13 protein-coding genes are annotated in these 14,054 nt (G+C 72.1%); 5 read left to right on the top strand and 8 right to left on the bottom strand.

The features are described from left to right. Positions 1-2: 2 nt before the first annotated feature. From narI to ABT296_RS08935, 5 genes are all read right to left on the bottom strand, one after another. Positions 3-725 (bottom strand): respiratory nitrate reductase subunit gamma, encoded by a 723-nt coding sequence (gene narI, locus ABT296_RS08955; RefSeq protein WP_351924828.1) that lies wholly within the window; start codon positions 723-725, stop codon positions 3-5. Continuing rightward, positions 722-1,216 (bottom strand): nitrate reductase molybdenum cofactor assembly chaperone, encoded by a 495-nt coding sequence (narJ, locus tag ABT296_RS08950; RefSeq protein ID WP_351924826.1) that lies wholly within the window; start codon positions 1,214-1,216, stop codon positions 722-724. Before narJ ends, narI begins: the two co-directional genes overlap by 4 nt. Further along, positions 1,216-2,811, bottom strand: coding sequence for a nitrate reductase subunit beta (gene narH / locus ABT296_RS08945; RefSeq protein ID WP_351924824.1), 1,596 nt, complete (start codon positions 2,809-2,811; stop codon positions 1,216-1,218). The genes narJ and narH overlap by 1 nt, the downstream gene beginning before the upstream one ends. Continuing rightward, positions 2,811-6,494, bottom strand: a complete 3,684-nt coding sequence (locus ABT296_RS08940) for a nitrate reductase subunit alpha (protein ID WP_351924822.1) — start codon at positions 6,492-6,494, stop codon at positions 2,811-2,813. Before ABT296_RS08940 ends, narH begins: the two co-directional genes overlap by 1 nt. A gap of 106 nt (positions 6,495-6,600) precedes the next feature. Further along, entirely contained in the window at positions 6,601-7,464 is an 864-nt protein-coding gene (locus tag ABT296_RS08935; RefSeq protein WP_351924820.1) for a Sco1979 family transcriptional regulator, read from the bottom strand. 233 nt (positions 7,465-7,697) lie between these two features. On the opposite strand from ABT296_RS08935, the gene ABT296_RS08930 reads away from it, so the two are divergent. After that, positions 7,698-8,123 (top strand): hypothetical protein, encoded by a 426-nt coding sequence (locus ABT296_RS08930; protein ID WP_351924818.1) that lies wholly within the window; start codon positions 7,698-7,700, stop codon positions 8,121-8,123. Here ABT296_RS08930 and ABT296_RS08925 read toward each other — a convergent pair. Next, positions 8,105-8,914, bottom strand: a complete 810-nt coding sequence (locus ABT296_RS08925) for a helix-turn-helix domain-containing protein (RefSeq protein ID WP_351924816.1) — start codon at positions 8,912-8,914, stop codon at positions 8,105-8,107. The two genes, ABT296_RS08930 and ABT296_RS08925, sit on opposite strands and share 19 nt — an antisense overlap. A gap of 116 nt (positions 8,915-9,030) precedes the next feature. Between ABT296_RS08925 and ABT296_RS08920 the strand changes: the two genes are divergently transcribed. Both ABT296_RS08920 and ABT296_RS08915 read left to right on the top strand, forming a co-directional pair. Then, complete coding sequence (locus ABT296_RS08920) at positions 9,031-9,336, top strand: 4a-hydroxytetrahydrobiopterin dehydratase (protein WP_351924814.1); 306 nt, start codon at positions 9,031-9,033, stop codon at positions 9,334-9,336. Positions 9,337-9,343: 7 nt separating this feature from the next. Further along, entirely contained in the window at positions 9,344-10,087 is a 744-nt protein-coding gene (locus ABT296_RS08915; RefSeq protein ID WP_351924812.1) for a class I SAM-dependent methyltransferase, read from the top strand. Here the strand turns inward: ABT296_RS08915 and ABT296_RS08910 are convergent. Both ABT296_RS08910 and ABT296_RS08905 read right to left on the bottom strand, forming a co-directional pair. Further along, entirely contained in the window at positions 10,056-10,532 is a 477-nt protein-coding gene (locus ABT296_RS08910; protein ID WP_351924810.1) for a hypothetical protein, read from the bottom strand. The genes ABT296_RS08915 and ABT296_RS08910 overlap by 32 nt on opposite strands. A gap of 109 nt (positions 10,533-10,641) precedes the next feature. Then, positions 10,642-11,121, bottom strand: coding sequence for a hypothetical protein (locus ABT296_RS08905; RefSeq protein ID WP_351924808.1), 480 nt, complete (start codon positions 11,119-11,121; stop codon positions 10,642-10,644). A 39-nt stretch (positions 11,122-11,160) separates the two neighbouring features. Here ABT296_RS08905 and ABT296_RS08900 point away from each other — a divergent pair, with 39 nt between their 5' ends. Together ABT296_RS08900 and ABT296_RS08895 are read left to right on the top strand one after the other, a co-directional pair. Continuing rightward, positions 11,161-12,099: a helix-turn-helix transcriptional regulator gene (locus ABT296_RS08900; protein ID WP_351924806.1), complete on the top strand. Its 939-nt coding sequence runs from the start codon at positions 11,161-11,163 to the stop codon at positions 12,097-12,099. Between the two features lie 41 nt (positions 12,100-12,140). Beyond that, a complete protein-coding gene (locus tag ABT296_RS08895; RefSeq protein WP_351924804.1) occupies positions 12,141-14,030 on the top strand; it encodes a rhamnogalacturonan lyase in 1,890 nt (629 codons plus the stop codon). The last annotated feature ends 24 nt before the right edge of the window (positions 14,031-14,054 follow it).

Here is a 14,054-nt window from a genome sequence, read left to right as displayed (position 1 = left end):
CCCTACCGGGGAGTCGACTCCCAGCCCCGGCGCTCCGGCCGAGGCCCCAACTGCCGCGGATCCCGGCTGCGGTAGACCACGTACGGGCGGAACAGGTACTGCACCGGCGCGCTGAACATGTGCACCAGCCGGGTGTACGGCACCAGCGCGATCAGCACCATGCCGATCACCGCGTGCACCTGGTACAGCACCGGGACGCCGCTCATCCGGTCGATGTCGGGGCTGAGGGTGAACAGACTGCGCGTCCAAGGGGCGATGGAGTCACGGTAGTCGTAACCGTCGCCCGAGGTGTGGGTCAGCTTGGCGACCATGCCCATCACGATCGCGGCGACCAGCACCAGGTACATCAGCTTGTCGTTGCGGGTGGTGGCCCGGAACACCGGCGACCGGGTGCGGCGGCGGTAGACCAGCAGGGCGATCCCGGCGACCGTGAGGACGCCGGCCGCGGTGCCGCCGTACAGGGAGAACAGGTGGTAGGTGTGCTCGCTCACGCCCAGGCCGCTCGTCCACGACTGAGGGACGAACAGCCCGACGACATGTCCGGCCAGCACGAAGAGGATGCCGTAGTGGAAGGCGGGCGAGGCGACGTTCAGCAGCCGCGACTCGTACAGCTGCGAGGAGCGGCTGGTCCAGCCGTACTTGTCGTAGCGGTGGCGCCAGATCAGGCCGGCCACCAGCAGGGTGATGACGACGTAGGGCAGGACACCCCACAGGAGTGTGGTCATCGGCGGGCCCCGGCGCGTGCGGGCGGCAGCGTGGCGCACACCGCGTCGAGGACGGACGCGTACGGCGTGCCGAAGTCGGTCAGCCGGGTGCGCAGTTGCTCCAGCGCGGCCCGGTGCTCCACCAGCAGCGCGGTGTCACCGGTGCGGGAGGTGAACTCCAGTACCGCGGGCAGGAAGTCGGGCAGTTCCTCCCCGCTGAACTCCAGTCCGTGCGCCCGGTAGAGGTCCTTGAAGCGGACCAGCGACATCCCGCGCCGCCGGGTGTCCCCGTCCTGCCACCAACTCAGGTACAGGCTGTGCCGGTTCTTGAAGTCGAAGACCTGCACATAGTGCGCCTGGAGCTCCCCGGCGTCGGTGGCCGCCGCGTGGTCGGTGAACTCCCGCAGCTGCGGGGCGGCTTCGCGCAGCAGCGGCAGCCGGGCGCGGAAGTCGTCGTCGGGATAGGTCAGGCAGAGCGCCGCCGCCTGGTAGAACACTGCATCCGAGGGCATCAGGTCTCCTCCGCGTCGTCCGTGGTCTGGCGTCTGCGCAGGGCGTGGAAGTTCTCCACCGACACCAGCGGCAGCCGTTTGCGCCCCGAGTCCTGGCCGAACGGGCCGTCGCCGCCCGCGCCGGGCCCGCCTTCGTAGTCGAGGCTGCACCCGTCGGGCAGCGCGGACTCCTCAAGGCGTCGCGCGTCGCCGACGGCGGCGGTCGGGATCACGTACCGGTCCTCGTACTTGGCGACGGCCAGCAGCCGGTACATCGCCTCGATCTCCCCGGGTGTCATCCCCACGGCCGCGGGGACCGAGGGATCGGGGCTCTCGCCCAGGTTGAGGGCGCGCATGTGCGCGCGCATCGCCGCGAGCTTCTCCAGCGAGGCCCGCACCGGGCCGACGTCACCGGCGGTGAACACCTCGGCGAGGTACTCCAGCGGGATGCGCAGGGTGTCGATCGCGCCGAACAGGTTGCCCGCGTCCTCGCCGTCGTGCCCGGTCCCGGTCAGCGCGTCCACCACCGGCGACAGCGGCGGGATGTACCAGACCATCGGCATCGTGCGGTACTCCGGATGCAGCGGCAGCGCCACCCGGTACCTGCTGATCAGCGCGTGCACCGGCGAGCGGCGGGCCGCCTCCACCCAGTCGTGCGGGATCCCCGCCGCCTCCGCGGCCCGCCGCACCTCGGCGTCCTCCGGATCGAGGAAGACCCCCAACTGCGCCTCGTACAGCGCCTTGTCGTCCTCGACGGAGGCCGCGGCCGTCACCCGGTCGGCGTCGTAGAGCACCACGCCGAGATAGCGCAGCCGCCCCACACAGGTCTCCGAGCACACCGTCGGCAGACCGACCTCGATCCGCGGATAGCACAGCGTGCACTTCTCCGCCTTGCCGGTGCGATGGTTGAAGTACACCTTCTTGTACGGGCATCCCGTCACACACATCCGCCAGCCCCGGCACCCGTCCTGGTCCACCAGGACGATGCCGTCCTCCGCCCGCTTGTACATCGCGCCCGAGGGACACGAGGCCACACAGGACGGGTTGAGGCAGTGCTCGCAGATGCGCGGCAGATAGAACATGAAGGTCTGCTCGAACTCGAACCGCACCGCGTCCGACGCCTGTCTGCGGGTGCGCTCCACCATCGGGTCGAGGTCGCCGTAGGCGGGGGCGCCCGCGAGGTTGTCGTCCCAGTTCGAGGACCACTCGATCTTCATCGGCTTGCCGTCGATCTGGGAGACCGGCCGGGCCACCGGATAGTCGTCGCCGAGCGGGGCGTCGGTGAGGTTGCGGTACTCGTACGTCCACGGCTCGTAGTAGTCCTTCAGCTCGGGCAGCCGGGGATTGGAGAAGATCCCCGCGAGCTTGCGCAGCCGTCCGCCCGACTTCAGTCTCAGCGCGCCCCGCCGGTTCAGCTCCCAGCCGCCGCGCCAGCGCTCCTGGTCCTCGTAGCGGCGCGGATAGCCCTGGCCGGGACGGGTCTCGACGTTGTTGAACCAGACGTACTCCATGCCCTGCCGGTTGGTCCACGCCTGTTTGCAGGTGACCGAACAGGTGTGGCAGCCGATGCACTTGTCGAGGTTCATCACCATGGCGATCTGGGCCATCGGACGCATCAGTACTCGACCTCCTGGGCGCGGCGGCGGATCACCGTCACCTCGTCGCGCTGGTTGCCCGTCGGGCCCAGGTAGTTGAACGCCCACGACAGCTGGGCGTAGCCGCCGATGAGATGGGACGGTTTGAGGATCAGCCGGGTCAGGGAGTTGTGGATGCCCCCGCGCATGCCCGTCGCCTCGGCCTTCGGCACGTTCACCGTGCGCTCCTGCGCGTGGTGCATGTACACGGTGCCGGCCGGCATCCGGTGCGAGACGACCGCGCGGGCCACGACCACACCGTTGCGGTTCACGGCCTCGACCCAGTCGTCGTCCCCGACGCCGATCGCCTCCGCGTCCACGGGCGACATCCAGATGTTCTGGCCGCCCCGGGAGAGCGCCAGCATGAACAGGTTGTCCTGGTACTCGGAGTGGATGGACCACTTGTTGTGCGGAGTGAGGTAACGGACCGTCACCTCCGCGCCCCCGTCCGGCCCGAGGCGCGGTTCGCCGAACAGCCGGTGCATGTCCAGCGGCGGCCGGTACACCGGCAGCGCCTCGCCCAGCTCGTGGATCCAGTCGTGGTCCAGGAAGAAGTGCTGGCGCCCGGTGAGGGTGTGCCAGGGCTTGAGCTGCTCGGTGTTGAGCGTGAACGCCGTGTAGCGGCGCCCGCCGGACTCGCTGCCCGACCACTCCGGCGAGGTGATCACCGGCTGCGGGGCCGCCTGGGTGTCGGCGTAGGTGACGCGCCGGCCCTCGTGCTCGGCGGCCAGATGCGCCATCTCCCGCCCGGTCCGCGCCTCCAGGGTGCGGAAACCCTGGGTGGCCAGGCGGCCGTTGGTGGTGCCGGAGAGGGCGAGGATCGTGTTGGCGGCCTTCACCGCCGTGTCCAGCAGCGGACGGCCCTCGGCGGAGGCGCCGTTGAGCCGGCGCAGGTGCTCCACCTCGTCGTCCGGCTTCAGCACGATGCCCTTGGCGGGCAGTCCCAGCTCCTCCACGAGGGGCCCGAGGGCCGAGAACTTCGCGCCGATCAGGGTGTAGTCGCGCTCCACCACGGTCAGGTTCGGCATCGTGGCGCCGGGCACGGGGTCGCACTCGCCGCGCCGCCAGTCCCGTACGACGCCGCCGGGCTGCGCGGTCTCGCCCGGGGTGTCGTGCTGGAGCGGGGTGGCCACCAGGTCCTTGCACACCCCCAGATGGCCCTCGGCGAGTTCGCTCAGCCGCTCGGCGAGCGCCTTGAAGGTGTCGAAGTCGGTCCGTGCCTGCCAGGGCGGGTCGACGGCCGGGGTGAAGGAGTGCACATAGGGGTGCATGTCCGTGCTGGACAGGTCGTGCTTCTCGTACCAGGTCGCGGCGGGGAGGACGACGTCGGAGAGCAGGGTGGAGGAGGTCTGCCGGAAGTCCAGCGACAGCAGCAGGTCGAGCTTCCCCTCGGGGGCCTCCGGCCGCCAGGTCACGTCACGCGGCCGCTCACCGGGCGCCGCCTCCTCGGCGCGCAGCGAGGACTGGGTGCCCAGCAGGTGCTTGGTGAAGTACTCCGCGCCCTTCGCCGACGAGCCCAGCAGGTTGGCCCGCCACAGGGTGAGCACCCGCGGCCAGTTCTCCGGCGCGTCGGGGTCCTCGCAGGCGAACTTCAGGGTGCCCGCCCGCAGTTCGGCCACCGCCCGGGCCACCGGATCGCCGAACGCCTCGCCGAGCCGTAGCGGATTGCGGTCGAAGGTCGGATACGACGGCATCCACCCCGCGCGCGCCGACAGCGCCAGACAGTCCGCGCCCGTCATCCCGGTGAACCGGCCCTCGCCGAGCGGCGAGGCGAGGACGTCCGCGCCGAACCGGTCGTAGCGCCACTGGTCGGTGTTGAGGAACCAGTAGGCGGTGCCGATCATCTGGCGGGGCGGGCGGGACCAGTCGGAGGCGGCGGCCAGGGTCGCCCAGCCGGTCGACGGGCGGCACTTCTCCTGCCCCACGTAGTGCGCCCAGCCGCCGCCGTTGCGGCCCTGGCAGCCGGTGAGCTGGAGCAGGGCGAGGAAGGCGCGGTAGATCGTCTCGGAGTGGAACCAGTGGTTCGTCCCGGCGCCCATCAGGATCATGCAGCGGCCCTCGGACCGCTCGGCGGTGCGGGCGAACTCCCGGGCGATCCGTACGCACCGGTCCGCGGGGACGGAGGTGTGCGCCTCCTGCCAGGCGGGCGTGCCGGGTGATCCGGCGTCCTCGTAGGAGGCCGGCCAGTCACCGGGCAGCCTCGCCCGGGACACCCCGTACTGGGCGAGCAGCAGGTCGAACACCGTCGTCACCAGCGGCCCGTCCGCCCCGCCGAGACGGGTGGCGGGGACACCCCGGCGCAGCACCTCGCCGCGGCCCTGTCCGTGCGGTCCGCCCTCGGTGTCGAAGCGGGGCAGCAGCACCTCCACCCCGGTCGAGACCGCCTCGCCGTGCAGACTCAGCCGCGGGTCGATGTCCCCGAGGTCGAGGTTCCAGTCGCCCCGGCCGGACTCCGTCCAGCGGAAGCCCAGCGAGCCCTTCGGGACGACCGCGCGGCCGGTCACCTCGTCCAGGACGACCGTCTTCCACTCCGCGCCCTCCCCGCGCATGCCCAGGTCGGCGGCGCGCAGGAACTTCCCCGGCACGTACGCGCCGTCCCGTTCGGTGAGCGACACCAGGAACGGCAGGTCGGTGAAGCGCTTGACGTAGTCGGTGAAGAACGGCGTCCGGCGGTCGACGAAGAACTCCTTGAGGACCACATGCCCCATCGCCAGGGCCAGCGCCCCGTCCGTGCCGGGGTGCGGGTGCAGCCACTCGTCGGCGAACTTGGCGTTGTCGGCGTAGTCGGGGGCGACCACGACGACCTTCTGGCCCCGGTAGCGGGCCTCCGCCATCCAGTGCGCGTCCGGGGTACGGGTGACGGGGACGTTCGAGCCCCACATCATCAGGTACGCCGCGTCCCACCAGTCGCCCGACTCGGGGACGTCGGTCTGGTCGCCGAAGACCTGCGGGGAGGCGACGGGCAGGTCCGCGTACCAGTCGTAGAACGACAGCATGGGGGCGCCGATCAGGGAGTGGAAGCGGGCGCCCGCCGCGTGCGACACCATCGACATCGCGGGGATGGGGGAGAACCCGGCGATCCGGTCCGGGCCGTACGTCCTGATGGTGTGGACGTGCGCGGCGGCCACGATCTCCACGGCCTCGTCCCAGCTCGCCCGCACCAGGCCGCCCTTGCCGCGGGCCCGCTGGTAGCGGCGCCGGCGCTCGGGGTCGTCCTGGATGTCGGCCCAGGCCAGCACGGGGTCCTTCAGCCGCGCTTTGGCCTCCCGGTACAGCTCCAGCAGCACGCCCCGTACGTACGGGTGGCGCACCCGGGTGGGCGAGTAGGTGTACCAGGAGAAGGCGGCCCCGCGGGGACAGCCCCGGGGCTCGTACTCGGGCCGGTCGGGGCCGACGCTCGGGTAGTCCGTCTCCTGGGTCTCCCAGGTGATGATGCCGTCCTTGACGTACACCTTCCAGCGGCACGAACCGGTGCAGTTCACCCCGTGCGTGGAGTTCACGACCTTGTCGTGGCTCCAGCGGTCGCGGTAGAAGGCGTCGGCCTCCCGGCCTCCGACCAGGCCGATGCTGTGCAGGTCGGGGGCGGTCGTGCCGGGCCGGAAGAACCGTCCGGCCGTCAGCAGCGCCGCACCGGGCTCGGTGGGCGGAGTCCGGGTGTCCGTCACATGCGCTCCCTTGCTGGCCCGTGCTTTCGAACCTAGGGCGGAGCGGGGGAGCGCACCCGCTGACGGCGCCCGTACGGGTCAGGGGAGGGGGAGTGGGCGCCGGCGCCTAGAAGTCCGCGCGCCGGTCCCGCAGGAGCTTCCTGGTGCGGTCGGCGGAGGCGGCACTGGTGGACATGTGGTCCAGCACCTCCAGATGGGCCGCGACCTCGGTACGGGAGTCCAGGTACAGGGCGCCGGTCAGGTACTCGGTGAAGACCATGTCCGGCAGTTCGGGCTCGGCGAACCGGAACAGCGTGAACGGCGCGTAGGTGCCCGGGTGGGGGCCGCGCGCGAACTCCGCGATCTGGAGCGTGAGCCGCTCCATCTCGGCGATCTCCAGGAGCCTGTCGAGCTGCCCGCGCATCACCGAGTGGTGGTCGCTCACCGGCCGCCGCAGCACCGTCTCGTCCATGATCACCCACAGGTGCGGGCGGTCCGGCCGCTCCAGCAGGTTCTGCCGCTCCATGCGCAGCGCCACATGGCGCTCGATGCTCTCCGGCCCCGTCTGCCCGATCGTCCCGGCCTCCAGCACGGCCCGCGCGTACTCCTCGGTCTGCAACAGGCCCGGCACGAAGTGCGGTTCGTAGGAGCGGATCATCCGCGCGGCGCCCTCGAGGCTCACGTACAGGCTGAACCAGTCCGGCAGCACGTCGTGGTAGCGCTGCCACCAGCCCGGCTGGTTCGCCTCCTCGGCCAGCGACACGAACGCCGTCGCCTCCTGCTCGGCCACCCCGTAGGTGTCCAGCAGCACCTGCACGTAGGGGATCTTCAGGGAGACCTCGGCCATCTCCATCCGCCGTACCGTCGCCGAGGCCACGCGCAGGACCTTCGCGGCCTCCTCGCGCTTGAGCCCGGCCGCCTCCCGCAGTTCCTGCAACCGTTTGCCGAGTACCACCTGGCCCACGGTCGGCGCAGGCCGCCGCTCACTCACGCCACGCCCTCCCCTACGCGCCGAAGTACCCGTGCAGTGTGCCACGTTCCGCTTCCCGGCTCACCTGTTCGAGGGTGAGTCGCTCGCCACTGTCCGTGCCCGCCATGACCCGGGAGGTAATCGACCAGGTCGGGCCGGGTGCGCGAAAGTCGGGTCACCGGGTTCCGGGTCGGCGCACTCCGATCCGGGCCCCGGGTTCCGCTGCCGTACTCCCGACCCGACGGAGGGATCCCATGTCCGCGACCCAGCTCACCGCGCTCGCCCGTACTTCCGACCCGCGGACCGCGCTGCGCCGGTTCCTGGTCCTGGACGCCGCCGTGACCGGCGCCAACGCCCTCGCCTACCTGGCCGCCTCCGGCCCGCTCGGGCGGCTCCTCGGCGTCGACCGGGGGCTGCTGCTCGCCCTCGGCGTCTTCCTCGCCGTCTACGCGGGCGCCGTCGGCCTGCTCGCCGCCCGGGCCCGGCCGGCCGCGCTCGGGGTGCGGATCGTGATCGAGGCCAACTTCGCCTGGGCCGGCCTGAGTCTGCTGGCCCTGGCCGTGTGGCTGTCGCCCACGGCGGCCGGCGCGGTGTGGACGGTGCTCCAGGCGCTCACCGTGGCCGGCTTCGCCGCCCTCCAGCACATCGCGCTGAAAGCCCGTCAGGGCAGCATGGACTGAAGGTACTTGACCGTCGCCGGGTCGGCCGGGAGCAGCGTCTCGATGGCCAGCTCGGCCACGGTCACGTCCATCGGCGTGTTGAACGTGGAGATGGAGGAGACGAAGGACAGCGTCCGGCCCGCGTGCTCGATCCGCAGCGGCAGCGCGAAGTACGCCACCGGCTCGGCCGGTTCCCCGTCCGTGCCCTCGTCGTCCTCCTCGGGCACCGGGTACGCCGCCACCTCCTCGTACAGCGCGCGCAGCGGTTCGGAGCGGTGCAGGGCGATCTGCCTCCGCATCTGCTCCAGCAGGTGCCCCCGCCACTCGCGCAGGTTGCGGATGCGCGGTGCGAGCCCTTCCGGGTGCAGGGTCAGCCGCATCGCGTTCAGCGGCGGGGCGAGGAGGTGGTCGGGTATGCCGTCCAGCAGCATCAGGATGCCCCGGTTGGCCGCGAGGACGTCGTACCTGGCGTCCACCACGATCGCCGGGTACGGCTCGTAGCCCTGGATCAGCCGCTCCATGCCGGTGCGCACGGCGTCCAGCGCCGGGTCGTCCAGCGGCGTCTCCCGGTAGCGCGGGGCGTAACCCGCCGCCAGGAGAAGGGCGTTGCGCTCCCTGACCGGCACCTCCAGGTGCTCGGCGAGCCGCAGCACCATCTCCTCGCTCGGCCGGGAGCGGCCGGTCTCGATGAAGCTGATGTGCCGGGCCGAGGAGTCGGCGCGCAGGGCCAGCTCCAGCTGACTCACCCGGCGCCGGGTCCGCCAGGCACGCAGCAGGGGGCCGACGCCGCGGTCGGCGGAGGTGACGGTCATACGACGACCGTAGACGAAGAGCCGCCACCCGCGGGAAACCCCCCTGCTGACCAGGGCTTCGGCGGGCCGGTTGTGGCACGCTGGGAGGAAGCCCGCAGCCACCCGAGGAGCCGTGCATGGCCGTTGAACCGCTGTCGCACAAGGAGATCGAGGAGCGCCTCGCCGAACTGCCGGGCTGGTCGCTCGACGGGGACCGCATCGCCCGCGTCTACCGGCTCCCCTCCCACTTCGCGGCCGCCGCGCTGGTGGTCCACGTCGCCCGGGTGCAGGACGAGCTCGACCACCACTCCGACCTCGTCCTCGGCTACAACACCGTCTCCCTCACCGTGAACACGCACAGCGCGGGCGGCGCGGTCACCGAGAAGGACTTCGAGCTGGCCCGCCGTGTGGAGGGGATCGCCGCGGGACACGGGGCCGAGTGAGGGACCCGTGCTCGACTACGACAAGGAAGCCGACGTCTACGACGCCTCCCGCGGCGGCGAGCCCCGCGCCGAGGCGGCGGCCGGGGCCGTCCTCGGGCTGATCCCGCACGGCGCCCGCCGCCTCCTCGACGTCGCCTGCGGCACCGGCATCGTCACCCGGCGGCTCGCCGCCGCCCGCCCCGGCCTGCGGGTCACCGGCGCCGACCTCACCCACGCCATGGCCCGGATGGCCGCCGCCCGGCTGCCCGGCGCCGTGGTGCTCGCCGACAGCCGTCGGCTGCCCTTCCCGGACGCCTCGTTCGACGCGGTGACCAGCGTGTGGCTGCTGCATCTGCTGGACCGCGGCGACGACATGGGCGCCGTCGTCGCCGAGTGCGCCCGGGTGCTGCGGCCGGGCGGGGTCTATGTGACCACCGTCGACAAGGCCGCCTCCCACGACGTCGGCAGCGACATAGACGCCGTACTGGAACCGCGCCCCCGCCGGGCGGCACCGGACGCGGCGGCCCGGGTCGAGGCCCGCGCCGCCGAGCACGGCCTGCGCCCGGCGGGCCGCGCCTCCTTCACCGGCCTCGGCCAGGGGCGCAGCCCCCGTGGCACCGCGGCCGACCTGCGGCGCGGCTGGTTCACCCAGCTGCCCCCGGGCGCCCCCCTCACCGAGGACTTCGCCGCCGCTCTGGAGGCGCTCCCCGACCCCGACCGCCGCCGCCCCGACCCGGTGTTCAGCCTGCGGGCCTTCCACAGGCCCGGGTGAACTCCATGACCCAGTTGATCAGCCAGCCGGCCCCGCCGTCGGTGGAGAACGCCTGCTCCCAGCGGGCCGTGGTCGCGGAGATCCCCGACCACACGAACCGGACCAGTACGTCCTCGCCGGCGTAGGTGTCGGTGCCGTGGAACTCCCCGCGGCCGCCCTCGAAGCCGCCGGTGACCGGCGGGAACAGCCTGCCGCTGCTGCTCGCAGCCCAGTTCAGGGACCACTGCCGCGTCTCCACGTCGAACAGGCGCAGGGTGAGCCCCTTGTAGCCCAGATGCGGCATGTCGATCTCGTCGACGTTCGCGGCGCCGTCGAACAGCGGCAGACAGCGACTGGTGCTCGGGAACTCCTCCCACGCACTGTTCGGGTCGAGGAAGGCGGTGCGGCGACGGTGGCGGACCTCCCACTCGCCGTGCAGGAAGTCGAAGTCGTGCGGGGTACTCATGGGCGGTCCCCCGTGGTTCCGTCGGGCCGGAGGCCGAAGGCGTGCGCGGTGTTCATCGGCGGGTCCTCTTGGTTCCTGCGGGCAGGGAGCCGCAGGTCGCGCGCGCCGCTCATCGCCGGTCCCCCGTCGTTCCCTCGGGCAGGGAGTCCGCCAGGTAGGCCTCCAGGTCGGGGGTCTCGGGGGCCAGCATGTGCCGTACCCAGGCGTCCCGTTCGTGCTGGATCGGCGGCAGCTCCCAGACGCAGCCGATCCACGGCATGCCGGGCGCCACGAAGTGAGCCGGGTCCCGGTCCGGGCAGCCGAGCACCGGCTGGCCCGCCGCCCCGCCCCGGAAGTGCAGCACGTTGTCCCACACCCAGCTGTAGGCGTTGAGGTAGGCGCCGTCGTCGCCGCCGCGGTGCAGTACGACGAAGGTCGCCGCGGGCGTGCCGTCGGGCTCCGGCAGCAGCTCCGGCAGGAACGCGTACGCCGCCCGGGCCACCTCCGGGGCGATGCCGTCGGGGTCGGCGGTGACGTGGTAGCGCTTGATCCGGCGGCCCGCCACCTCGATGGGCGGCGGCACGGTCAGCAGTTTCTCCGTGAAGGGCATGGCGTGACGTTAGGACCGCTTCACTGACATCCTCTGTCAGTGAAGTCCAGCCGTCTCGTCTCGATCCTGCTGCTGCTCCAGACCCGGGGCCGGATGACCGCCGCCCGGCTCGCCGAGGAGCTGGAGGTCTCCGTGCGCACGGTCTACCGGGACATGGAGGCGCTGGGCGCGGCCGGAGTGCCCCTGTACGGCGACGCCGGGCACGCCGGCGGCTACCGGCTGCTGGACGGCTACCGCACCCGGCTCACCGGGCTGACCGCCGACGAGGCCGAGGCGCTGTTCCTCGCGGGTGTGCCCGGGCCCGCCGCCGAACTGGGCCTCGGCCCGCTGCTCGCCGCCGCCGAGCTGAAGGTGCGGGCCGCGCTCCCGGCGCCGGCCGACCGGATCAGCGCCCGCTTCCACCTCGACGCGCCCGGCTGGTACACCGACGCCGACGAGACCCCGTTCCTCCCGGCGGTCGCCGGCGCGGTGTGGAACAACCGGGTCCTGAAGGTGCGTTACCGCCGCTGGCGCGAACCCACCGACGTGGAGCGTCGGCTCGAACCGTACGGCCTGGTCCTCAAGGCGGGCCGCTGGTACGTCGTCGCGGGACCGGGGCCGCGTACCTTCCGCGTCGACCAGATCCTCGAACTGCTGCCCTGCGACGAGGAGTTCGAGCGTCCGCCGGACTTCGACCTGGTCGCCCACTGGACGGCGTACCAGCGGGACTTCCTCGCCCGTCTGCACCGCGACGAGGCCGAGGTGAGGCTGGCACCCGGACGGACCCTGCCCCGGGCCCGGACGCTCGGCACCGAACCGGACGGCTGGACCCGGGCCGTCGTCCCCATCGAGTCCGTCGACCACGCCCACGGGGAGTTCCTGCGTCTGGGCGCGGACGTCGAGGTGCTCCGGCCGGCCGCACTGCGCGCGATGATCGCCCGGACCGTCCGCGAACTGGCCGAGAAGTACGGCAACTTCGCGGCGGACGGCGGCCACTGAGGGGTAACGGAATCCGTCCGTCCTCCCGGGAGGTACGTCTCGTGCAGCACCCGCACCCGCACCCGCACCGCAGACCCCGCAGGCACCGCATCGTGCTGTCCGCGCTCGGCGCGGCGGCCGCTCTCCTCGGCGCCGGCCTGACCGCGCTCGGCGGCGCCGGCACCGCCGAGGCCGCCACCGCACGCCAGGTCGAGGCCCTCGACCGGGGCGTGGTCAGCGTCTACACCGGCAGCGGCAACCTGGTCAGCTGGCGCTGGCTCGGTACCGACCCCGACAGCGTCTCCTTCAACGTCTACCGCGCCGGCACCAAGGTCAACTCGACCCCGGTGACCGGCTCCACCAACTACTTCCACTCCGGCGCCCCCGCCACCGCCGACTACACGGTCCGCGCGGTCGTGGGCGGTGTGGAACAGGGCGACTCCGTCCACGCGATCCAGTTCCGCGGCGGATACAAGGACGTCCCCGTCTCCCCGCCGTCCGGCGGCACCACACCCGACGGGGTGGCCTTCACCTACGAGGCCAACGACGCCTCCGTCGGCGACCTCGACGGCGACGGCGCCGTCGACCTGGTGCTGAAGTGGCAGCCCACCAACGCCAAGGACAACTCCCAGTCCGGCTACACCGGCAACACCATCGTCGACGGCATCAAGCTCGACGGCACCCGGCTGTGGCGGATCGACCTCGGCCGCAACATCCGCTCCGGCGCCCACTACACGCAGTTCCAGGTCTACGACTACGACGGCGACCGGAAGGCGGAGGTCGCCATGAAGACCGCCGACGCCACCGTCGACGGCACGGGGGCGGTCATCGGCAACTCCTCGGCCGACTACCGCAACTCCAGCGGCTATGTGCTCTCCGGCCCCGAGTACCTGACCATGTTCAACGGGCAGACGGGCCGGGCGATGGGCACCGTCGACTACGTCCCGGCGCGCGGCACGGTGTCCTCCTGGGGCGACTCCTACGGCAACCGGGTCGACCGCTTCCTGGCGGGCACCGCCTACCTGGACGGCTCCCGCCCCTCGCTGATCATGGCGCGCGGCTACTACACCCGGACCGTGGTGGCGGCCTGGGACTGGCGCGGCGGGGCCTTCACCCGGCGCTGGACCTTCGACACCAACTCCTCCACCAACTCCGGCAAGGGCTACGACGGCCAGGGCTCGCACAGCCTGTCCGTCGGCGACGTCGACAACGACGGCAGGGACGAGATCGTCTACGGCTCCATGGCCATCGACGACAACGGCGCCGGCCTGTGGACCGCGAAGACCGGCCACGGCGACGCCCAGCACCTCGGCGACCTCGACCCGTCGAGTGCGGGCCTGGAGTACTTCAAGGTCTCCGAGTCCTCCTCGCAACCCGCCGAGCTGTACCTCAACCCCGCCAACGGGGCGGTCCGCTGGAAGCTCTCCGCCTGCTGCGACAACGGCCGCGGCGTCGCCGGTGACGTGTGGGCCGGGAACGACGGCGCCGAGGTCTGGTCGGCCTCGGACACATCCGTCCGGGACGAGTCCGGCGCCACCAAGGGCCGCGAACCGTCCTCGGTGAACTTCCTGTCCTGGTGGGACGGCGACACCGTCCGCGAACTCCTGGACGGCACCCGGATCGACAAGTACGGCACCTCCTCGGACACCCGGCTGCTGACCGCGTCCTCGGTCCACTCCAACAACGGCACCAAGGCGACCCCGTCGCTGGCCGGCGACATCCTCGGCGACTGGCGCGAGGAGGTCATCTGGCCCACCACCGACAACACGGCCCTGAGAATCTACTCGACCCCGTACGAGACGAACACCAAGATCACCACCCTGCTCCACGACACGATGTACCGCACGGGCCTGGCCTGGCAGAACACCGCCTACAACCAGCCCCCGCACCCGAGCTTCTTCCTCGGCAACGGCATGGCGACGGCCCCCCGGCCCTCGGTCTACACCCCCTGAGTCCCGCGCACCGCGCACCTCGCC

Source organism: Streptomyces sp. NPDC000983 (assembly GCF_040299205.1).
In the GTDB taxonomy this organism is placed as follows: domain Bacteria; phylum Actinomycetota; class Actinomycetes; order Streptomycetales; family Streptomycetaceae; genus Streptomyces.
The sequence above is the reverse complement of the archived record's forward strand: the minus strand, read 5'-3'. Positions and strand labels throughout refer to the sequence as shown.